We start from the raw sequence: 23,445 nt of genomic DNA on the forward strand, positions 1-23,445 counted from the left end.
TAGAATTGCGCAAATATATTGTTTTTTTTTAGAAATACCAGTTCTTAAATTACAAGGGCATTTATTTAGATTTAATATGCTCCAAATCAACCCAAAGAATATATCAATACAGATTTCGTGAGGATGAGAAAGTATTCGGCAGTGTAATCGTATTAAATATCAACGGGGCTTGATTTAACACTTTTGCCGGAATGAATTAGCACCAATAGAAAGCAAATGCCCCAGACAATTACTGAAATAACAAACATAAACAGTAACGGCAAGCGGCTATAATATGCGAAACCATTAAGCCATAATGAAATCACAAAAAACGAGATTGGAATAGAGAGTAGAATTCCGGGCAGCACATAATGACTGATAGACATAAATAACTCGGACAATATTTGATTTGATGATGCCCCAATAATTTTTTTCGATCTGAATTCTTTCTCTTTCATTTCGCCAATATAAGCGGCAAAAGCCCGTAACCCTAACCAGGCCACCAACATGGACAAGAGCATAATGATCAGTGATATTTTTAAAACCAGGGATTCTTCATTTAAATTATCGGATAAGGTTTCGTTGAGCATTTTGTATTCGAACGGATCGTTATCTGTAAACTTATTCCACTGGGCATTAACTTGCTTTATAATGTGGTTAAGGTCGCCTTTGGGGCCAACTTTGATTAGCAGGTTGTCGTAAAAACTGTCCTGATGTATATTCTGCAGAATCAAAGGTCTGATGGGAAATTGAACCGGTTCGAAATGAAAGTTTTTCACCACTCCTTTAATGGAAGATTCCTTGCTGTGTTTACCCATGATGGTCATTCGTTGCCCCAGGGGTTTATTCATTTTCAGAAAATCCTGTGCTTGTTTGTTGATAACCAAATCTGGGATGTGTTCATTCTTTTTATCATCCCAAATGGCTCCGGCTTCCAATTTTAGATCTAAGGTTTTAAAAAAATCCTTTTCAACAAAATTGAGGGGGAGAAGTACGAGTTTGTCGCCGGACTTGCTAGGATAATTAATTGAATTTAGTGAGGCTTTTTCTCCGGGTAAAATGGAACAGGCCGAAACTTCTTGTATGTTGGGTATGGATTTGAGTACCCTTTTAAATTGATCAAGTTCTTTGCCAATAGAATAGCCGCGTTCTACAACAATAATATTATCGCTGTTAAAACCTAAATCCTTGTTCCTCAGGTATTGGATCTGCCATAGCATTGACAAACAAAGTATGATAAGGAATGTGGTTACCGTCATTTGCATAGCTGCCAATACCCCTCTCACTATCACACCTTTTTTTTGGGGCTGAAAACCCTCTTTGAAAATAGAGATTTCGTTTAGCCGGGAGAAAGAAATAGCAGGGTAAATACCCGAAAAAATACCAACCAAAAAGGTTAGCAAAATAATATATAAGAGATCGAAACGTCCCTCAATCCGATTTAATCCCAGGTTTAAATCGAACAAGGAGTTAAAAACAGGGAGTAAAAGCTCAACCAGCACCAAACCAATGAAAAGTGCCACAAAGCTATACGTGATAGCCTCCACCACAAATTGCATCATCAACGACTTGCGATTTACGCCAACCAATTTACGCACACCGATCTCTTTTATTCGTATCGAAGCCCTGGCCGTTGTCAAATTCATAAAGTTGATGCAGGTAATCAACAATACAAATATGGCCAACGTTAGGAATAGGGCCACATAAATATATTTGGAGTTCGGTTCAAGTTCGTCATCCAAATTAGAATGTAAATGAATGCTTTCCACTGGCTGGAGGTGAAACGAGAGGGATTTGATCTCATTAATCGCACTATCTTTATTTTCTATGTGACCGGCAATTTGATTTTGTACCTTGTTGTGAAGTTCTTTTTGAATTCTTTCCTCCAGCAAAGTTGCATCTTTTTTGTTGCGCAAAACAAAGTAAGTGTACCAATCGATTCTTAGCCAGTCAGGTTTCTCCGGTTCGGCATATTCTTTTTTGCCTTTGAACAATTTTCTGACAGATTGTTGCGAAGCAATAAAGTCGAAATGAAAATGGGAATTCTCCGGTTGCGGTTTACAAACACCTGAAACATAAAAATGTAAACCATTGTCGAGCTTAAGGAGTTTGCCTATTGGATTTTCGTTTCCAAAATATTTTTCAGCTATTGGAGCAGTAATAACGAGGTCCTCATCGTTTTTTAATAGATGGTGCGAATCTCCTTTAATGATGGGGATGTCGAAAACTGAAAAAAAACTGGAATCTGCGTAAAAAAAGTTATCCTCGTTAAATTTCTTTTCGTTATAAGTGACCAGTTTATTGGCGCCTCTAACAATTTTTACCACACTTTCAATTTCAGGGAAGTTATTGCGAAGGAAAGCGGATAAAGGCTGCGGTGTCATCGCGTTCTCAAATTCGTTTCCGCCGATATTTCCTTTTGTAATAACTCTGTATGTTCGGTTGTTTTGGGTATATGCTTTATCATAGGCAAGCTCGTAACGCACGTACATAAAAACCAAGATGCTGATGGTGATCCCAATTGACAAACCTATCACGTTCAAAACAGCATCTGACCGTTTTTTAAACAAGGATCTTATCGCAACTTTTATGTAATTAAATATTAATTCCATGCTTACTTCAATACCTTATCCAACAAAAGATGGCCGTCGAATAATTGAACCGATTTTCGGGCTCGTTCCGCAATTCGCCTGGCATGAGTGAATAATACAATGGCGGTTCCATTATCGTTGATCTTTCCCAGTACATCTAAAATTTCACTGCCTTCGGCAGAGTTGAGGTTTCCGCTCGGTTCGTCCGCTAATATCAAAGAAGGATGTATCACCATTGCTCTTGCAATAGCTACTTTTTGTTGCTCAATTGCTGATAGTTCGTTGGGGTAGAGTTTTTTTCTATGCAACAAGTTCATTTCGCCCAGCAGCAAACGCACTCTTTCTATCCGGTTTCTTTTATTAACTTTTTGATATAAAAGGGGAAGCTCCACATTTTCAGAAACGGTTAGTTCGTCAATCAAGTTCGCTTCACTAAAAACATAACCAATCTCTTGTCGCCTAACAGCCAGCCTTTCCTTGTCGTTTAATTTACAAATGTTTTGATGTTTAAATACAAGCTTTCCACTGGTGGGTTTGTCCAAAAAACCCAGGATATTCAATAAGGTTGTTTTTCCCGAACCTGACGGGCCCACCACTGCAAGATACTCTCCGGCATTTACCTCAATGTTGATATTGCTTAACACAGAGGACATGATTTGCCCCTTTCTGTATTCCTTTGATATTTCTACCGCCTGTAACATATATTATTAATCTAAGTGTACGTATTCGATACAGTAACTGTTCGAATACGTACAGTTCAATAGGCTTAAATTGACCGCTAATTAATACATTATGAATTAAATAATCAAGTAATCTATACCCTTAAATATCTAAACAGCTGCCCATTGAATGCTTTCCCCAACTATTGAATCATACAACAATCTAACTATTTAGGTAATTATTATCTTCATTTTCTATGCCAGCTGCATTAATGGCTTACAATCAAGCATATTACATGTTCGGCATTCTTTTTGATCTTTCCGGTGTTGATAAAAAGCGTACGATTTTGAACAATTAACGCAAAATATATATCTTTAAAAAGAACTGAAAACGGAATACTCATGCAAAAGAAAAACGGAAGAATTTTAGCAGTTGACGACAATGAAGATATTTTGTTTGCGTTAAAACTGCTGTTAAAGTCACATGTGGAAGTTGTAAAAACAGAAAGTAATCCTGCTAATATTGAAAATATCTTGAAGAAAGAGACTTTTGATGTGATTCTTTTGGACATGAACTTCACCAAAGATGCCATTAGTGGTCAGGAAGGCTTCCAGTATCTCGAAAAAATATTGGATATAGATCCGGCAGCGGTAGTGTTGTTTATTACTGCATATGGCGATGTTGAAAAATCGGTTAAAGCAATAAAAGCGGGTGCTACGGATTTTATTTTAAAACCCTGGCAAAACGAAAAAATATTAGCCACCATATCGTCTGCGGTAAAACTTAGGCAGTCGCGTAACGAGGTTCACGATTTAAAGGAGAAGCAGCATGAGATGCAGAGCATAATGGATCAGCCCTTTGCCGATTTCATTGGCGTTTCTCCCGGAATGCAAAAGGTATTCAATACCATAAAAAAAGTGGCACAAACCGATGCCAACGTGCTTATATTGGGTGAGAACGGTACGGGAAAAGAGTTGGTGGCCAGGGCTCTTCACAGAAATTCAACCAGAAATAACGAATCTTTTATTAGCGTGGATTTGGGGGCCTTGAGCGAAACATTGTTCGAAAGCGAACTGTTTGGGCATGTTAAAGGTGCCTTTACCGATGCCAAAGCGGACAGGCCCGGACGTTTTGAATTGGCACAGAATGGAACCATTTTTCTTGATGAGATCGGAAACCTTTCTTTACCGTTTCAGGGCAAACTGTTAACGGTTTTGGAACGAAGGGAAGTGACAAGGGTGGGCGCCAATAAACCGAAACCTATTGATATCAGGTTGATTAGCGCAACCAACATGCCTTTGAAAGATATGGCAGGGCAAGACGAATTCAGGATAGACTTACTTTACCGTTTGAACACCGTAGAAATTGAGCTGCCGCCCTTGCGCGATCGACCCGAAGATATTCCGGTACTGGCAGAACACTTTTTAAACAATTTCTCTAAAAAATATAAAAAAGCGGCTAAAGTAAACAAAAGTGCGCTGAATAAGTTGCTGCATTATCAGTGGCCTGGTAATGTGAGAGAGTTTCAACACGTATTGGAAAGAGCGGTGATTTTGAGCGATGGACCCGTTTTGAGTGAGGATGACCTTCAATTAACCCCTCCCAAATCTTCTTCGGATGGGCTTGAACTTACTTCGTACAACCTGGACGAGGTGGAAAGGTCGATTATCGAAAAGGTATTGAGAATGAACAGCGGGAATATCTCAAAGGCCGCATCGGAACTAGGCCTGACGCGAACTTCGCTTTACAGAAGAATGGAGAAGTATGGTTTATAAAAACTTCAGGATAAATTTTATTTTAAGAACGGCAGTGTTGACGGCATCTATTTTTTTGCTGTTTTATCTGATTTATAATACCGATCTTACCATGACCCTGTTTTTGATTGGCGGGTTTATCGGTATTCAGATTTTTGCCTTTATCCATTATATTGACCGAACCAATCGGATTTTAAACAATTTTCTGGAATCAATCCGGTATTCCGATTTTACCAGGACTTTTCAGGTGGAAGGGGAAGGTTCGTCCTTTGAAAAACTAAAGAATTCTTTTAATGAGGTTATCAAGGATTTTCAGGAAGTAAGGGCAGAGAAGGAAGAGAACTTTTATTACCTGCAGACCGTTATTCAGCATATAGGCATAGCATTAATCGCCTTTCAGAAAGATGGCAAGGTGGAACTCATCAATAACGCCACCAAAAAATTGTTTCAGATCAGGAATTTAAGCAATGTTCAGGCCTTAAGTGGTTTTAGCCAGGAGTTGGTCGAAAAACTTTTCAGCATTAAACACGGCGAGAACACCTTGATTAAGGTACAGGAAAAAGATAACCTGCTTCAGTTGGTTATATATGCAACCGAATTTAAAATTCATAACCGTACGATAACCTTAGTATCCATTAAAAATATTCAGCAAGAGCTGGAGGAAAAGGAAATGGAATCGTGGCAGAAGCTTATTCGAGTGCTGACCCACGAAATTATGAATTCAATTACCCCCATATCGTCCTTAGCTTCAACGGTAACTCTGATTTTAAAAGAATTGACCGAGGAATTGAAAGAGCAGGGTATTAATGCGGATGAATTAGAGACACTGGAGGAAGTGGGAAGTGCTTTACAAACGATTCATAAAAGAACAGACGGTCTTTTACATTTTGTCAATACTTATAGAAATTTGACCAAAATTCCGAAGCCAAATTTTTCCATCTTCAGGGTGAGGCAGTTGCTGGGTAATATACACAACCTTTTCGAAGAGGAATTGAAAAGCAAGAACATAGCTTGCCGGGTTAATATTGAACCGGAATCACTGGAATTGTCTGCGGATGAGCATTTGATTGAGCAGGTAATCATTAATCTAATTAAAAACGCGATACATGCGGTTTCAGGCAGGGAAGGTTCCAGTATTGGGCTCAATGCCTACCTAAATAGTCGCGGCAGGATTGTAATTCAGGTAGTGGATAATGGGCCAGGTATTTTACCCAATGTGTTGGAACGTGTCTTTATTCCGTTCTTTACCACAAAACCTCAAGGCTCGGGTATTGGTTTAAGTTTGTCGCGTCAAATATTAAGATTGCATGGAGGTACCATAAACGCATACTCAGAACCGGAAAAGGAGACAAAATTTACACTGACTTTCTAATCGGAATCAGAAATCTCTATTTGGGATCAATGCTTTGCATGCGGTTAAACATAACCGCCAAATGTGCATACAACGAAGTGTCCTGGATCACAACGTTTTCTTCGAGGCGAATTCGGATGGGCGTAAAGTTCCAAATGCCTTTGATACCGCCTTCCGCCATGGTTTGCGCAACACTCTGAGCGAATTCGGCAGGTACGGTGAGTATACCTACTTCCACGTTTTTATCCTGCATATTCTGAAATTCATCCACATGGTAAATGGGTACACCCTCGATTTTACGGCCAATTATTTTAGGGTCGATATCAAAGGCAGCGACTATTTTAAGGCCGTACTGATTTAAACCATGGTCGTGCAGTAATGCATTTCCCAAACTTCCGGCACCAAACAAATAGGCTTTGTCCAAAGAACGAAAACCCAGAAAATCTTCCAAGACGTCAATAAGCGCAATTACCTCGTATCCAACTCTTGTTTTTCCAACTATGCTGGTGTATGATAGGTCCTTAGTTACCTGGGTAGGATCTACACCCATGTCACGGGCTATATGAGTCGAAGATACAAATTCCTGATTTCTTCGCTTGGCAAGTTTTAGGTAAGCCAAATAAACTGGCAACCTACGCAACGATGGTTCCGGTACTAATCCTTCCTTTTTTTTGTTAACTGATGTCATTGGTTATTAATTGCTTGTTGTTTGGTTTCAACTGACTTGTTGTCAGGTAAAATAAGCCGTGCGATCGGCTTGAAAATCTAAGTTCAAAAGTAGATAAGTTTTCTATTAAAGAAAATATTCCGTAATAAATATTTTTCCTATTTTGACTTAAAGCCGATATTTAAAAGCGTTCTACATAATGGATTGAGTAGGACAAATACAATTTGGCATGTGTTTTGCGTATTTCAGAATCGGAATCAAAACAATGAATGTTATGAGCGATTTTACAAAGGCAGAGAAAATAGCTGTCAGATATTTGATAGAATGGGGGCAATATGGGGACGTGGAATTTCCGGACTCTATTGTCACGTCATATTTCGATTTGTTTTCGGGAACGGAAGGAGAACAGCAAAAAGCTGTTAAACAATTGTGTGGGCATGTAAAAGGATTATTGGGAGAGGAAAAATCAAGGGAAGTGGAGAAGCAACTTCTTTCGTGTATTATTTAGGAAAAAAATAAAAATATAGTTTTAAAAAAGAGGATGTTGCAGCGTAACATCCTTTTTTTTTGGATATACTTTCCGACGCCAGTTCCGGGTTCTAATCGTGCAAAATATGAAAGTTATATTTATGTCAAGATTATATTATAATTGCGACAATCGACCGGATTTTTAAGATCCTGTATTGACTGGATAAGTAATGTCACAGAATAGCTGGCTTGCATGCTTAACAGACAATGAAATGAGTTAGGTGATTATGACAAATCCCTCGATTCGTTAAAATATTTTTCTTTACTTTATATTTTAAAATAGTATTACATGGCCCAAGAAGTAGAACGTAAGTTTCTCGTTTCAGATACTCCCTCTTTTTTGAATAAGATACCTTATCAGCCAATCCGGCAAGGGTATATCGCATCAGAAGATGGAGGGAATGAAGTTAGGGTGCGGGAAAAGGGAGAAAATCATTGGTTGACGGTTAAATCTTCTGGCGAACTGACCCGCATCGAAGTCGAAATCCCCATTTCCAAGGCGCATTTTGACCAGCTTTGGACTTTGACCGAACATCGTCGCATAGAAAAACACAGACACCTAATAAATGATGAGGGAAGGATTATTGAGATAGACGTATTTCAGGGCAGTTTAGAAGGTTTGGTGTTGGCTGAAATTGAATTTGATTCCATTGAAAAGGCCGATTCTTATGCACCGCCATCTTGGATGGGGAAGGAGGTTACATACGACGCGAATTTCAAGAACCGTAATTTGGCTTTAAAGGGGTAACAGTTTTAAAACAAACTTCCGGTTAAATTGTCTATTTGATATATTATTAGATTAACAGGAGGTAATGGCAAAAATAGATACATCAAACGTCCCCAAAGGGAAACTTGACAGGAACGGCATTGCCAGTGCCTTGAGATTGTATAAATATATAAAACCTTATCGGATACAGTATATCCTGGGTATGATCTTTTTGTTGGGTTCCAGCCTGGCTAGCCTGGCTTTTCCGAAATTATTGGGTGATTTGGTAAATGCGGGAAATAACACTACGCTAGGGCTGGATTTAAATCAAACTGCCTTGCTGATTGCGGGCATATTGATACTTCAAGCCATCTTTTCCTATTTTCGTATCATATTATTTGTGAATGTTACAGAGCGGTCGTTGGCGGCCTTGCGCCTGGCCAGCTATCGTCATCTGATTAAACTCCCTTTGCGCTTTTTCGAGAAAAGAAGGGTAGGGGAGTTGAACAGCCGTATTTCTGCCGATGTTGCCCTTTTGCAGGAAACCATGACCACCACATTGGCCGAATTCATCCGACAAATTGTGGTTATCATTGGAGGAATTGCGCTGTTGGCCATCACCTCTATTCAGCTTACGGGTTTTATGTTGATAGTCTTACCACCCGCCATGGTTTTTGCCCGCTTCTTCGGGAAGTTTATCCGTAAATTCTCAAAAGAGGTTCAGACAAAGGTGGCAGACTCAAATACCATAGTGGAAGAAACCTTGCAAGGAATCCAGAGCGTAAAGGCCTTCACCAACGAATTTGTGGAAATAGCCCGATATAAAAAAAAGACCAAAGAGATTGCCGATTTAGGCATGACCAGCGGTAAATACCGCGGGGCTTTTTCATCTTTTATAATTTTAGGACTGTTTGGTGCCATATCTGCTGTGGTTTGGAAAGGGTCCGTGTTATTGCAAAAGGGCGAAATGGTGGCAGGGGATTTGTTTTCCTTTGTGATCTATTCCGTATTTGTGGGAGGTACTATCGGAGGATTGGCAACCGTTTATGCCAATATTCAAAAGTTTATCGGCGCTACCGAAGACCTCTTCAAGATTTATGATGAAGAACCCGAGGATATTCAGGAATTAAGTGAAGTTGATCCGAAATTTAAAATGCATGGAAAAATAAAGCTGAGCAACTTAAATTTTGCCTATCCTTCCCGCAAAGAACAAGCGGTTCTGAAAAACATCAATCTACAAATTGAAAGTAACAAAATGATTGCCTTGGTAGGGCCCAGTGGAGCCGGTAAAAGTACCTTAGCCTCTTTGTTATTAATGCTGCATCGGCCGCCTCAAAACACCATGTTTTTCGATCAGGTGGATAGTTACGACTTTCCACTGTCAGCATTGAGGAGGCAGATTTCTTTAGTTCCACAAGATATCTTTCTGTTTGGAGGAAGTATTGGCGAAAACATAGCCTATGGAAAGCCTGACGCCAGTGTTCAAGAGATTTATGAAGCAGCAAAAAACGCCAACGCCCTGGAATTTATAGAGCGTTTTCCCGAAAAGTTTGACACCATTGTGGGCGAACGGGGCACTCAACTTTCCGGAGGTCAGCGGCAGAGAATAGCCATAGCACGTGCCATTTTAAACGATCCGAAGATTCTGATTTTAGATGAGGCGACCTCTTCCCTTGATTCCGAATCGGAAAAACTGGTGCAAGAAGCGCTGGAAAAGTTGATGATTGGACGCACATCCATAGTCATTGCCCACCGTTTGTCCACCATCCGAAAAGCCGATGAAATTGTGGTATTGGAACAAGGCCGGATAGTAGAACAAGGCACACATGAATCGCTGATGAAGGTGCTCAATGGCAAGTACAAAAAGCTGATAGAGCTGCAGTACTCGGCATAGGCAAGAAGGTGAGATGATGAGATGATGAGTAAAGCGTAGGCTTCGGAAGTAATGAAGGCACGGAGGAATGTTGTAATGGAGGAATGTCTGTAATCGAATATTATGAATCATAAAGTTGACAAATATCTTGCTGATGGTTGTTTGCGCTGCCCACTTGGAGGTACTTCCGGTTGTAAAGTTCATCAATGGCCGGAAGAATTGAGTTTGTTAAGGGCGGTTGTGCTTGAATGTGGGTTAACTGAGGAATTAAAATGGGGTGTCCCATGCTATACTTTTCAGAACAAAAACGTTTTAATGGTAAGTGCATTGAGGGATTTTTGTGCGATTAGTTTTTTCAAGGGAACTTTACTGAAAGATGCCCATCATATTCTTGTCGCACCCGGCGATAATTCACGGGCTGTCCGATATGTTAAGTTTAATGACACTCAGGGAATTATAGAGCGCGAAGCTATTCTTAAGGCCTACATCTATGAAGCCATTGAAATTGAAAAGGCCGGATTGAAAGTCGACTTTAAAAAGAATACAGAACCCTTCCCCAAGGAATTGGAAAATAAATTCGAAGAAGACCCGGTGTTTAAATCTGCTTTTGAAGCTTTGACAAAAGGGCGACAAAGAGGGTATATTCTTTATTTTACTCAGCCAAAGCAATCAAAAACCAGAACTGCTAGAATTGAAAAATGTATGCCGAAAATTCTCAATGGGGAAGGTTTACATGACAAGTACAGGTCTTTGAAGAAGTAATTTGCAGTAACTTAAGGATTCCCATAATTTCAAAATGTATGTAAGAAGCTTTAACCAGGATGATGAAATAGAATACATAAAACCAGGATTTGAAATGATTTCGGAAAAATGTTTTTAGGCTTACTACGCCAAAAGTAAATCAAACAGCAATGGCAGAAGACAAACCAAGACTCACAAGATTGACCTCTATCTTGACACAGTTACAGTCAATGCATATTATAACGGCAAAGGATATTGCCGAAAAACATAAGGTTAGTATACGAACGGTTTATCGGGACATCAGGACACTTGAGCAATCTGGAATTCCTATCATAACCGAAGAAGGCAAAGGCTATTCCATAATGGAAGGATACAAACTTCCACCGATCATGTTCACCGAAGAAGAAGCCAGTGCCCTCATCACGGCAGAATATCTGATTTTAAAGAACAAAGATCAATCTTTGGTCGACCAATATCAAAATGCCATAACAAAAATAAAATCTGTACTTCGCCTTACCCAAAAATCTAAACTGGATTTCCTTTCCCAAAGAATTCAAGTCCGAAACAACAAATACAACCATAAAACCAGTAATTATTTGATGCAGTTGCAGTCTTGTATTGCTAATTTTCAAGTCGTACAAATTGAATATGTATCAATGGACAATAAACAAACACAAAGGCAAATAGAACCTTTCGCCCTTTACACCGCCAATGACAATTGGATCCTAATCGCATTTTGCAGAATGAGAAAAGATTATAGAGCTTTTCGGCTGGATAGAATCCGGAACCTAATGCGATTAGATACGCAGTTTGAACCTCACAACATAACATTACAAGAATACCTTGAAAAATGCGGTAGTAAAAAACATAATACCCCTGACATACCTTTGACACCAGGTGATTCTACATTTGTATCGAATCAAAACAAAACAAAAAATGAAAACAGTAATAATCGAACCTTTTAAGGTTATTGGAATCTCGGTAAAAACTACTAACGAGAATGGACAAGCGGCCCAAGAAATTGCGAAAATGTGGCAACGCTTTATGTCGGAAAATATTTTTGAGAAAATCCCCAACAAGGCCGACGGTGTCGTTTATTCACTCTACACAGACTATGAAGGAGACCATACTCAACCTTACACTGCGATACTGGGTTGTAAGGTGAAAAATTTAAATTCAATTCCTGATGGAATGGTGGGGAGGTCATTTGTCGGCGGGAATTATATCAAGACCAGCGAAAAAGGAGACTTGACGAAAGGTTTGGTGGTGAAACATTGGTCAAGAATATTTGAGATGAAATGGGATAGAAACTATGTTGCTGACTTTGAGGTTTTCGGGGAGAAAGCACAAGACCCCTTTGACGCAGAGGTGGATTTTTATGTGGGTGTAATGGACAAAAATGAGTAAGATGACCTTGAACCTTGATGAGTATTACCTTAAAAAACCAGAACCGCAAAAAAGTTGTTTGCTCGCATTAAGACATATCATCCTTGGCCAGGACGAGCACGTTACTGAAACAGTAAAATATGGGATGCCTTGTTTTTGCTATAAAAACAAAATGTTCTGCTACCTCTGGACCGAAAAAAAAACAGGCGAACCCTATATTCTGATGGTGGAAGGTAAGCACTTGAATCACCCCGGTTTGGAGCAGGGCACTCGCTCCCGCATGAAGATTTTTAGGGTAGATCCGTATAAAGATTTGCCGATTAATGACATCAGGGTGTTGTTAAACGAGGCGATTGAATTGTATCGCAGCGGTATCGTTCAAATAAAGTAAGCTGAGATTCAATCGAAAAGGTATATATGTGAAGCAATGAACTCCGGCGGTCAATCAAGGAGGTAGTCGGTTTGTTCAGGGATGTCCAAGACCCCTTCATTAAGGTTGAGGAGTTGTTCAGAGATATTCACGATAAAGAAATAAGGCTTACGAGAAAAGAACCGAGGTTCGAGGATTAAGAAAAGATATAATGATGTTGAACAACATTACTGATTAAATTGGTTTTAAATAAGAGGTTGTTTTTGTAACTTTTACGGTATTCAATCTTGTTATAATCACAAACAAAAACTTACCATTATGAACGTAATAAAAACATTATTTGCTACTCTGGTTTTAGTTTTATTAGGATTGTGTGCTTGCGATAAAAGCGAGAATAATGATAGCCCGGAGTTGATAGGCACCATATGGGTTTGTGATACAATCTATAGCGGGCTAAAATATTATTACCAAATCACCTTCAAATCAAAAAATGAATTTGATTACTATGAGGATGGATTTATCGAGTTAAATGAAAAAGGTACCTATCGCTACAATCCGCCAAAGATAGACATGACCATTTGGGGTATAACCATCGAAGGTTCCATTGAAGAAAACAAGCTATATTATCCGACGCTCGCCACTGACGATGTTGATGCAGTAATGAGGGTTTTCACAGAACAATAATATAATTTAGGGCTCCATAGCGTTTTGAAAGGTATGGTTCGTTTACACGTTCCCTGACATTTCGTCCAGTAAACGTTGTGCGTTAATTCCGAGGAAATAACCAGAAATGAAATGGAATAATGATATTATTATTGGATTTGCCTGCCTGCTAAAAATAGGCTTGCACCTATTAGCTGATATTCATTCCGGATTTCAGGGAGATGAATTATTACATATTGATGCGGGAAATCACCTTGCTTTCGGTTTTATGGAATTTCCCCCATTGATTGGGGTTTTTGCATACCTTCAAAATCTTACCGGTTCTACTTCAGTTATTGTTCATCACTTGTTTTCGCATCTGGCTTCTATGGCAATATTTATACTTGCCGGAAAAATTACACTTGAGCTGGGCGGTAAAACAAAAGCATTGTTACTGGTAATGACATTTTTACTGGCAGCTCCTGCCTTCACTCGAACTCACCAGTTGTTTCAACCGGTAGTTTTTAGCCAGTTCTTTTGGTTACTGGGGTTCATTCTCTTTGTCAGATTTGTTAAAACCCTTAATAAAAAGTATTTATTGCTCCTTGCTCTGACATTGGCAGCGGGTTTCTTGAACAAATACGACATCCTCTTTTTTGTGGCTGGTTTGATTAGTCTATTGTTTTTTAAAAGAACAAGAAACGGAATCCTTGGCAGAGAGACTATTATTTATCCCGTTCTTTTTATCCTACTGATAAGCCCTAATATTATATGGCAAATTATAAATGACTTTCCGGTTTTGCATCATATGAAAGAGTTGTACAAGGCGCAACTGAATGATCAATCCGCAACCAAGGGGTTACTAAACCTATTTATCCAATTGAATCCTTTTGCTATAGGCATCTATACAGCAGGTTTTGTGTATGCTGTTATTTTTAAAAAAGATGAACATAACCATATTGTGTCCCTCTCCATACTGATTTCGATTCTATTATTAGCTGTTTCAAAAGGAAAACATTATTATTTCTTCCCTGCGTTAATTTGCCTGGTCATATTGGGAAGTGTTTGGCTTGAAATAAAAGTATTCAATAAAAGAAATTGGTTATACTGTGCTCAAATAATTCTACTTGTTATAGGTGGTGCAGTTATGCTCCCTTACGGAATGACAATACTAAAACTGGATAGGTTTATTAAATATGCCCATATTAAAAATGAGGAGAATCATTACCCATTGCCGTTTGAAGAATTTTACTCTCAATATCAATGGAGAAAGGTGCTCTCGTCAGTGAAAAGAATATATGATGATCTGCATTTGGAAGATAAAAAGAACTGTGTGATCTGGGGGAAACATTATAAACAAGCAGGTGCGGTCAATTTATTCTCCGAAGAATATAACGTTCCGAAAGCTATATCCTATCATGGAAGCTATTATCAATGGGCGCCTAATGATGGCAATCTGCCGGGTACCTTAATTGCAATCAGCAACAAAGGTGTGCCAAAGGAGTATTGGGAATACTTTTTTTCTACCGTCGAAGTAACGGACACAATATTAAATCCCTATGCAGATGAAAGTGAGGATGAGTTAACCACTATTTATATTTGTCGTGAGCCGAAAACAAATTATGCCGGATTAAAAGACATTTTCAGAAACAGAATATTCGAATAAAAATAAGCATACAACAAAGCATAAAACCGTAATTGGCGCCCGTGAAACGATGACACTAAATCGATTAATTTACTAAATAAAAAAGTAGCCAACCCACAAAACAAGAAAGTTCGAGCCCATTCCACCACTAAAGCTAAGGCGGCATGCGGTCGCTGCCATAAATTTGCCTTCTCTCCCCGGCAGGGAGATATGGGCAAATAAGGCTAATAATTTTCCATGTATTTATATTATATTTACAAACTGGTAACAACAAACACAATAAAAGTAACACGATGTCAATAGTCCGATTTGGTGTATCCCCAGAAAACTACCCATAAAAACACCCGAAGATAAAGATATTTCCCTTGTTTGAGGGAATGCAACGGGCAGAACCCCAGTAATTATAACAAAAACAATGACGGCATCAATAGTTGTTAAGCCAACTGGCGTTAGATTCAAGGTTGAATGATCAAAGATAGTAACTATCAATGTAAGATAAAATATCACATACTGTCGTCAAAACTCTTCATATCATAGATTATATGCCTTAATTAATACTTGGCAGGGTAATTTCGTGTGAAAATATTAATTATCAATATGCTGATATGAAAGGAACGAAGTACACACTAAGGAGCAAACAATTTGAGTCTTTTTTAGCTACCCTATCGGGCAAAAACGCCATTATTTTAAACACATTAGTGCTGTTTCTGGCTATTTCTGTTTTTACATCTTGCCAAAAAGATGATGATATTACTGAGGAAGAAGTGGAAGAGACAGAACCAGCGGTAACTTTTATTTTAACGGATACTGGGCAAGATGTTTTTTATGATGCTGATGGCAATGAAATTTCAGCGCCGGGTGAAGGTGATGACTATTACGGACAGGATGCACAATATTCGGGTACGGCTTCGTCTTTTGAAGATAACGGAGATGGTACGGTAACCGATTTAAATACGGGTTTAATGTGGCAGCAAACCCCAGACTTTGAACGCCACAACTATTATGATGCGTTTGATTATGTCGAAAGTCTGGAAATAGGGGGATATACCGATTGGAGACTACCCACTATTAAAGAGTTATATTCACTATTAAATTCTAATGGTGAGTTGGACGCAACAAACACAAGCGATTCACAACCTTACCTTTACGATGAATACTTTGATTTTGAGTATGATGAAAATATACCCTATGCAGGGCAATATTGGTCGAGTACAAAATATGTAAAAGGCGGTTTGCAAACAGATAACATTGAAGGAGCATTTGGATTTAACTTTGCCGACGGACACATTAAATCGTACGAAACAGGATTGTATTTTGATGGGAGTTCGGGAGTTCAGGATCCTGGTTGCTTCGTAAGAGCAGTGCGTGGGGAAGAAAATGTATATGGCGTGAATGATTTTGTAGATAATGGAGATGGCACAGTTACAGATCAAGCTACAGGCCTTATGTGGCAACAGACCGACGACGGAAATACGTATGATTGGGTAGAGGCTTTAGCGCTTGCATCAGAAAGTGAAGTAGCCGGATATACCGATTGGCGTTTGCCAAATACCAAAGAATTACAAAGTATTGTGGACTATGAAAAGACCACATTTCCGGCTATTGACGAAACCTATTTTAGCTGTACGGATAGTGACAGTTGGTTTTGGACGAGTACTACACAAGGTGATTTTAAATACACAGCTTGTTACATTGCTTTTGGAAAGGCTTACAGCAGAGATAATAGCTCTGCAACAGAATATTACGACTGGCATGGAGCAGGGGCACAGCGTTCTGACCCTAAAGCCGGCGTAGTGGATGATTATCTAATGGAATCGGACAATGCCGATGATTTACTTAGAATACGTAACTACGTGCGTTTAGTAAGAAATTAAAAGAATAATCCATCAATAGCTGTTGGGCTGAATTAGATAGGTGCACCATCTAGTTCAGCTTTAGGTATTTATTTATAGAAAAAAGCCAACCACCACGTATATAAAAAATTTAACATTAAGTATATATATACTTCAACGCAGTAAGGAATTAAGCAAGTGTTGAGTGATAGAATGAAAATATTGTAGATTCTATAAACAGGAAAAAATCATGATGAAAACATTGAAAAACAACACCCCGTTAAGAGGAATTTTTCTTATTCTACTTGTTTTTACAATCCAATCGTGTCGTTTTAAGGGCACAGAGTCAAGTGCGGTTAAAGATAACGTATACAATTTTGTGCAAGTGGCAACGGGTCAGGTTTCACTATACGATGAAGACGGAGACGTGATTAAGGCAGTAGTACCAGGCGATTCGCTTTTCGGTCAGGATGCTAATTATTTAACAGGCAAGAAGATGTCTTTTGAAAAAAATGGAGACGGAACTGTTGCAGATTTGAATACAGGACTGGTTTGGCAAGAAATACCTACTTCAGAAGGATTTGATTGGCAAGGTGCATATGAATATTGTGAAAATTTGGAGCTTGGTGGTTATCATGACTGGCGAATGCCGACAGTCAAGGAGTTATTCTCCATCAGTGATTTTAGTTCGGGATGGCCTTACTTAGACACCAATCATTTCTCTCTTGTTAACAATGAGAATCCTGACAAAAGCGAGCAATACTGGTCAAGTAATAAATATGTTGGTCATACAGAAGAGGGCGGTTTTCATGCTGCGTTTGGTGTAAACCATGTGACTGGTCATATTAAAGCATACCGTGCAGAAGCTGGAATTGGTGAAAAAGCGCACAAAGGACCACCTGAAGGACATCAACCACCACCAGGGCAAGGTCCGCCTCCTGGAAATGGAGGAAAACCAATGGGTAACCCATTATTTAAACATGTTAGAGCTGTTCGCGGAAGTATTTATGGTACGAATGATTTACAGGATAATAAAAACGGTACTATTACCGATAAAGCAACTGGATTAATGTGGTCTAAAAATGATAGTGGAAAAGGACTGAATTGGGAAAGTGCTTTATCTTACGCAGAAAATTCAGAATTGGCAGGGTATTCAGATTGGCGCTTGCCGAACGTAAAGGAATTGCAAAGTATTGTTGATTACTCTTTTGCGCCCAATGCTAAAAACCCTAAACAGGTTGGGCCTTCAATTGACCCTATGTTTAGTTGTTCCGAGATAAGTAATGAAAATGGAGATAAAGATTATCCTTACTATTGGACAGGTACTTCGGCAAGATTCCAAAAAGGAAAACCATATTATTATGCCTGGTATGTGGCATTTGGTCGAGCCGTAAATAAAGAAGGGTTGGATTTCCATGGTGCGGGAGCTGTAAGGTTTGACGCCAAACATGAAGATGGACCAGCAAGTGAAGGTGGCGAAAGGTACTATAACTATGTACGTTTGTTAAGGAACGTTGATTAATACAATAAAGAAGAAATCTGTATTTCTGAAAATTATTTTATCGTTACTTCACTTTTGCCGCATAAATAAGGATATGCGGTATTTTTCGATAAAATATAAATTAGAATAGGGTCAGTGTTCAACAAAACCTAAAAGCAAGCAGTTGGGGTTACTTGCAAAGTGGAGGTGTTGGAGTATCAATGCCAAGCTTTATAAGCTCAACTCATTGCTCATCCAATGGCTAAACTATTTCTCCATCCGCAAAGTGACCCACATTTTGGGAAACCATCGGGATTATCATCAAACACTTGGATGATAAACAGTTCAAATGTCAAAAAAACAAACAACTCGGTCCGCATCGACATTACGGTAATTTTGTGCGAAACAAAAGGCTGCTGGGCTTGGATAAGTATGTAAGCTTGAAAGCCCTTGCGAATGGAAAATCATGAACATTGTAAAAAATAAGCTAGCTTTGAGTAAAGCTCAAAGAACTCTATCGGTAAGCCTGGCAGCTAACGGTGAAAACTTTATTGCCCCGAATATCGGGATACAATACGACGGAATAGCGTTGATAATTTACTCAGAAATGTTACTTTTAGTCACCGTAAATTATATAACCTATTAGGTTCTGCTCCATCGCTGCAATTAAAAAGACAATGTTTTATGAAAAGATCATGGTTACTTATTCTAACGGCTGTTTTATATAGTTGTACAGAAGTTAAAAACGAAGAACAATCCGTTAATAATTTTGAACAGTTAAGCCTTTATAATCTCAATACCGATATAGCACCTCGCGCAATATCGTTCGAAAATCCTACAGGTGAACCCGGTAAAGCAGGTATGGCCGCCAGCAATTTAGGCGTCGGCAGAAAAGGGGCGCCGAATCGAATATTAAAACCTCAGGAAGAAGTAGTGTTGTGTGATATAAAAGAAGCAGGAACGATACGACATATATGGATGGCTGGTGAATTTCTTCATATGAATTGGATAAAGGAGGAGCCACAGGAACGCAATAAAAAATTGAGAAGCACTGTAATCAGAGCATATTGGGATGGGCAGGAGCACCCAAGCATTGAATGTCCAATAGGCGATTTTATGGGATTAGCTCACTCAAAACTCACGTCATATCAATCGGCAGTGCACTCTATTGGCGAAAAGGGAGCGATGAATTTTTGGCTACCTATGCCCTTTGCAAAAGGGGCAAAAATTACTTTGACAAATGAATCTGACACAAGGCTAAACCTGTATTATCAAATAGATTACACGGTCAACGATAACCACAAAGGTGACGTAGGCAGGCTACATGTACTCTTTAAAAGAGAGAATCCTACCACGTTAAAGAAAGATTTTGAGATTTTACCTAAGAGAACCGGAAAAGGTCGTTTCATAGGCGCTGTTCTCGGTATTAGAACACTTCACCCTGGGTGGTGGGGAGAAGGTGAAATCAAATGCTATATGGATGGTGATACTGAATTCCCAACGATTTGCGGAACAGGTGCCGAAGATTGGGTTGGTTTATCATATGGAGTACAAAATACTACCTATATGTACCATGGCGCTAATTTCGTTACCCAGGCGGACACCCTGGTTGATGCTATTTCCCTCAATAGAAATGAAAAAAACAATAAAAAGGTTAAAATGGAACCGAGTTATATTTCTATGTATCGCTGGCATATACCTGACCCTATCTATTGGAAAGAAGAAATGAGAGTTACGATTCAGCAAATTGGTTGTTGTTACTATGAAAGAGATGACGATTGGTCCACCGCCACTTTTTGGTATGAACCTGTTCCAAGCGCGCCGCTTCCTCCATTTCCTGGTTTAGCTGAACGAACAGCAGATTTAGACATGATTCTTGGTGAAAGTTATCTTGCAGATTAAATACGTTAATCAATACAATAGCACAACACCATGAAATGATTAGTCACATGCCGCCGAAAAAAGTGGGTGCAGATCTTTACAGTGATTGAATTATGTACGTTATGGACCTATAACAACAATGGTTTTGCTTATAGAATAAATATAACAACGTACTTTGATAAAAATTATGATGAAATTATTCAAAAAGGGAAGCAGGCCTAATGGATAGCAGATGCTTCTTCGAAAAGACAGGAAGACCCTTCTGTAAACTAAATCGAACTGATGTTATGACGAATTTTATGGCAGTTATAGTTCTAACCGGACTTTAGGTTGGCCAACTGTCGAATATGGCATTATCTGGCCAGCATCTTTTCCAAATAACGGTCAATTTTTTGAGGTTTGGTGGTTGGGGCAAAACGTTTAACAGGACGGCCATTCTCATCGATCAGAAACTTGGTGAAATTCCATTTGATTTTTTGACCCAATAGGCCTGGCAATTGCTTTTTTAAATATTTATAAATTGGATGAGCTCCATCTCCGTTCACCTCGATTTTGGAGAACATCGGAAATGAAACCCCATAGTTAAGCATACAACCTTCAGTTATGGATTTTTCATCGCCAGGCTCCTGATTGGCAAACTGATTACATGGAAAGCCAAGCACCACCAACCCCTGGTTTTTATATTTTTGGTAAAGCTTCTCCAATCCTTCAAACTGTGGGGTTAAGCCGCAGTTGCTGGCCGTATTCACCACCAATACGTTTTTGCCTTTGTAATCTTCCATCAAGATAATCTTGCCTTGAATATTTTTCGCCTCTAGCTGATAAAATGGACTTTGCATCTTCATACTATTTTAGTGTGACTAACGGTGGCAACCAATAGCAATGGGTAGTAGAAAAAGCCTGTTAAGAAATTCCCTAACAGGCCTGTATCTTAGTTGTCCGGTAAGATGGCCTACATCATCTTCAACAAATTCCTGACCGCATCTACTGATTCAACCTTGTAGGCCGCTTTGGTATGTTTCATGCCTACTTTAATGGTTACCGCTTCCTCGGGCAATTCTCGGAACATAAATTCGTCTGTCCAATCGTCGCCAACGGCCATAATAAAATCGTAGGGTTGATTGCTTATAAACTGAAGTGCTGCGATACCTTTGTTTATGCCCCCGCTCTTTACCTCAATTACCTTGTTACCTTCCATAATTTCAAGGTTGTGGTTGCTCAGGTGCGTGTTCAACTCATCTTTTAGTTCATTAGCCCGTAACTCACCTTGTTCCGGCTCTGACTTACGGAAGTGCCAAACCAAAGAGTAGTTTTTTTCCTCTATAAAGCTGCCTGGAGTCCTGTCGACAAAACTTTCCATTACAGGACGCACATTAGGCATCCAGCTGTTGTTTACTGCGGATAACATTTCCCAATCTCCATCTACTTTTTTTAACCATACACCATGTTCGCAAATTAAGTTTACATGATGACCTGTAAACCATTTTTCTAACGTGTACCTATCTCTGCCACTAATAATGGTAACGGTATTGGCTTTATTTGAGGTTAGTTTTTTAATTATATCATGTAATTCTCTATCCGGTTTAGCATCCTGAGGATTCTTGACAAAATGAGCCAAGGTTCCATCATAATCTAAAAAGAGCGCTCGTTTTTTAGCTTTGGCGTATTGATCTATCAATTTTCCGGCTAATTGTTTGGTGATTCGCTTGGCTAAGAAATCACTTTGAACACTTTCCGCTTTTTTTAATGTACGAATAAATTCGTTGGCCCACTTAAATACATCGTAACGCCGAATACGTTCTTTCATAAACTTGATACGTGATTTTTGTTCCTCCAAGGGCATGGTGAGTGCCTGGTTAATACTGTCCGCCATTTCCTCTTCATCAACAGGATTGATGATCAATGCCTCCCCCATTTCTTTGGCAACACCAGCCATCTCACTTAAAATAAGAACGCCTGTGTTATTTAAACGGGAAGCCACATACTCTTTGGCTACCAGGTTCATACCGTCCCGCACGGGAGTAATTAATGCGACATCGCACGAGCTATATAACTCTATCAGATTACTAAAAGGTAGAGAACGGTAAAAATACCAGATAGGCGAATAATTGATGGATCCATAGGTTCCGTTAATTTGTCCAACCAGTTCATCCACTTCCTTTTTTAGTTGCTGATAATGATCCACCTGATCGCGAGAAGGTACTGCCAACATAATCAGGGTCACCTTTTGACGGAACTCCGGATATTTTTCCAAGAAACGACCAAAAGCCTTTAGGCGATTCGGGATGCCCTTGGTGTAATCCAGTCTGTCAATCGAAAGGATCAGCTTACGGTCGGGCGATGCAAGGAAGTACTTATCAAGCTCCTTATGCAAATCCGATTTCTCCGTGATGGCTTTCATACCAACATTTTTGGCGCATTTCATAAACTTGTCGTAGTCGATGCCCATGGGGAACGAATCCGCAATAATGATGCGTTCTTCAATATGAATCTGGTTAAAAGAGATCTCGTAACCAAACAAACGACGTACACAGCTAAAGAAGTGTCTTTCGTAATCGTAGGTATGGAAACCAATCAGATCGGCCCCTAACATACCCTGAACAATTTCTCTGCGCCAAGGTAAAATCCTGAACACCTCATAGGACGGAAAAGGGATGTGCAAAAAGAAACCTATTGTTACATTCGGTTTTTTGGATTTGATCATTTCGGGCACCAAGAGCAACTGGTAGTCGTGGACCCAAACAGCATCGCCATCTTCCAGTGCGTCGATCGCCGCATCGGCAAATTTTTGGTTCACTGCCTTATAGGTTTCCCAATCCTCGTTGTTGAAATTGGCATATTGCGTAAAATAGTGAAATAGAGGCCATATGGTTCGATTACTAAATCCTTCATAAAACAATTGTATTTCTTCAGAATTTAGATGAACGGAGGCACATTTCTCTTGTTTAAAAAGTTGGTCTACTTTTTTTTGTTTGCCTGACTCTATGGTATCACTGTCTAACCCGTTCCATCCTATCCATGTTCCTCCATAATCTTTGTAGATGGATTTCATGCCTGTTGCCAAGCCTCCTACACTGGCTTCAAGGGTTACTTTTTCCCCTTCATCTTTAATGCTAAATGGAAGTCTGTTCGAAACGATATGAATTTTTTGCATAGAATGACTTTTTTTATTTGAAAATTAGAAATAATATACCATTTTTAGACCGATTATTTTGGTTAATTGTCATTTTTATTTGAAATCCCCTAAGAAAATGGGCCTCAGGCTCATTTCAAGTAATTATCGGTGGTGCTCCTATTACTTTTCAAGATTATCTTGTTTGGTTTTGGCTTTTCCAAACCAGGAGTATTACAAAACTAAC

The 23,445-nt window shown here is 39.2% G+C and carries 19 protein-coding genes; 14 read left to right on the plus strand and 5 right to left on the minus strand.

Features of this window, described 5'->3' with window-relative positions; all coding sequences use genetic code 11:
• Positions 1-152: 152 nt before the first annotated feature.
• Both ACRD64_RS03460 and ACRD64_RS03465 read right to left on the minus strand, forming a co-directional pair.
• Positions 153-2,591: an ABC transporter permease gene (locus ACRD64_RS03460; protein WP_430931768.1), complete on the minus strand. Its 2,439-nt coding sequence runs from the start codon at positions 2,589-2,591 to the stop codon at positions 153-155.
• Positions 2,592-2,593: 2 nt separating this feature from the next.
• Entirely contained in the window at positions 2,594-3,271 is a 678-nt protein-coding gene (locus tag ACRD64_RS03465) for an ABC transporter ATP-binding protein (RefSeq protein WP_430931769.1), read from the minus strand.
• 360 nt (positions 3,272-3,631) lie between these two features.
• On the opposite strand from ACRD64_RS03465, the gene ACRD64_RS03470 reads away from it, so the two are divergent.
• A complete protein-coding gene (locus ACRD64_RS03470; RefSeq protein ID WP_430931770.1) occupies positions 3,632-5,005 on the plus strand; it encodes a sigma-54-dependent transcriptional regulator in 1,374 nt (457 codons plus the stop codon).
• Complete coding sequence (locus ACRD64_RS03475) at positions 4,995-6,356, plus strand: sensor histidine kinase (protein WP_430931771.1); 1,362 nt, start codon at positions 4,995-4,997, stop codon at positions 6,354-6,356. The genes ACRD64_RS03470 and ACRD64_RS03475 overlap by 11 nt, the downstream gene beginning before the upstream one ends.
• Positions 6,357-6,372: 16 nt before the next feature.
• On the opposite strand, the gene ACRD64_RS03480 is transcribed toward ACRD64_RS03475, so the two are convergent.
• The gene (locus tag ACRD64_RS03480) at positions 6,373-7,023 is read right to left on the minus strand and encodes a redox-sensing transcriptional repressor Rex (RefSeq protein WP_430931772.1); all 651 of its coding nucleotides are present in this window, start codon (positions 7,021-7,023) and stop codon (positions 6,373-6,375) included.
• Between the two features lie 253 nt (positions 7,024-7,276).
• Here ACRD64_RS03480 and ACRD64_RS03485 point away from each other — a divergent pair, with 253 nt between their 5' ends.
• The 12 genes from ACRD64_RS03485 to ACRD64_RS03540 all read left to right on the plus strand — a co-directional run bounded on the left by ACRD64_RS03485 (position 7,277) and on the right by ACRD64_RS03540 (position 20,107).
• Positions 7,277-7,510, plus strand: a complete 234-nt coding sequence (locus ACRD64_RS03485; RefSeq protein ID WP_430931773.1) for a hypothetical protein — start codon at positions 7,277-7,279, stop codon at positions 7,508-7,510.
• A gap of 309 nt (positions 7,511-7,819) precedes the next feature.
• Entirely contained in the window at positions 7,820-8,278 is a 459-nt protein-coding gene (locus ACRD64_RS03490; RefSeq protein ID WP_430931774.1) for a CYTH domain-containing protein, read from the plus strand.
• A gap of 64 nt (positions 8,279-8,342) precedes the next feature.
• A complete protein-coding gene (locus ACRD64_RS03495; protein ID WP_430931775.1) occupies positions 8,343-10,130 on the plus strand; it encodes an ABC transporter ATP-binding protein in 1,788 nt (595 codons plus the stop codon).
• A 102-nt stretch (positions 10,131-10,232) separates the two neighbouring features.
• Positions 10,233-10,871, plus strand: a complete 639-nt coding sequence (locus tag ACRD64_RS03500) for a YdeI/OmpD-associated family protein (protein WP_430931776.1) — start codon at positions 10,233-10,235, stop codon at positions 10,869-10,871.
• A 149-nt stretch (positions 10,872-11,020) separates the two neighbouring features.
• A complete protein-coding gene (locus ACRD64_RS03505; protein WP_430931777.1) occupies positions 11,021-11,815 on the plus strand; it encodes a helix-turn-helix transcriptional regulator in 795 nt (264 codons plus the stop codon).
• Positions 11,787-12,257: a GyrI-like domain-containing protein gene (locus ACRD64_RS03510; RefSeq protein WP_430931778.1), complete on the plus strand. Its 471-nt coding sequence runs from the start codon at positions 11,787-11,789 to the stop codon at positions 12,255-12,257. The genes ACRD64_RS03505 and ACRD64_RS03510 overlap by 29 nt, the downstream gene beginning before the upstream one ends.
• Before the next feature lies 1 nt (position 12,258).
• Entirely contained in the window at positions 12,259-12,627 is a 369-nt protein-coding gene (locus ACRD64_RS03515) for a DUF1801 domain-containing protein (RefSeq protein WP_430931779.1), read from the plus strand.
• A gap of 297 nt (positions 12,628-12,924) precedes the next feature.
• Positions 12,925-13,290, plus strand: a complete 366-nt coding sequence (locus ACRD64_RS03520) for a hypothetical protein (protein ID WP_430931780.1) — start codon at positions 12,925-12,927, stop codon at positions 13,288-13,290.
• A gap of 106 nt (positions 13,291-13,396) precedes the next feature.
• On the plus strand, positions 13,397-14,914 hold the full coding sequence (locus tag ACRD64_RS03525) for an ArnT family glycosyltransferase (protein ID WP_430931781.1): 1,518 nt from the start codon (positions 13,397-13,399) through the stop codon (positions 14,912-14,914).
• Positions 14,915-15,498: 584 nt separating this feature from the next.
• The gene (locus tag ACRD64_RS03530; RefSeq protein ID WP_430931782.1) at positions 15,499-16,767 is read left to right on the plus strand and encodes a DUF1566 domain-containing protein; all 1,269 of its coding nucleotides are present in this window, start codon (positions 15,499-15,501) and stop codon (positions 16,765-16,767) included.
• A 208-nt stretch (positions 16,768-16,975) separates the two neighbouring features.
• Complete coding sequence (locus ACRD64_RS03535) at positions 16,976-18,247, plus strand: DUF1566 domain-containing protein (protein WP_430931783.1); 1,272 nt, start codon at positions 16,976-16,978, stop codon at positions 18,245-18,247.
• A gap of 642 nt (positions 18,248-18,889) precedes the next feature.
• Positions 18,890-20,107 carry a glycoside hydrolase family 172 protein gene (locus ACRD64_RS03540; RefSeq protein WP_430931784.1) on the plus strand — a complete coding sequence of 406 codons (1,218 nt, stop codon included), beginning with the start codon at positions 18,890-18,892 and terminating at the stop codon, positions 20,105-20,107.
• 332 nt (positions 20,108-20,439) lie between these two features.
• On the opposite strand, the gene ACRD64_RS03545 is transcribed toward ACRD64_RS03540, so the two are convergent.
• Entirely contained in the window at positions 20,440-20,925 is a 486-nt protein-coding gene (locus tag ACRD64_RS03545) for a glutathione peroxidase (protein ID WP_430931785.1), read from the minus strand.
• 113 nt (positions 20,926-21,038) lie between these two features.
• A complete protein-coding gene (locus ACRD64_RS03550) occupies positions 21,039-23,240 on the minus strand; it encodes a bifunctional alpha,alpha-trehalose-phosphate synthase (UDP-forming)/trehalose-phosphatase (RefSeq protein WP_430931786.1) in 2,202 nt (733 codons plus the stop codon).
• Positions 23,241-23,445 lie beyond the last annotated feature (205 nt).

The sequence above is a fragment of the Saccharicrinis sp. 156 genome (assembly GCF_050589685.1).
In the GTDB taxonomy this organism is placed as follows: domain Bacteria; phylum Bacteroidota; class Bacteroidia; order Bacteroidales; family Marinilabiliaceae; genus Saccharicrinis.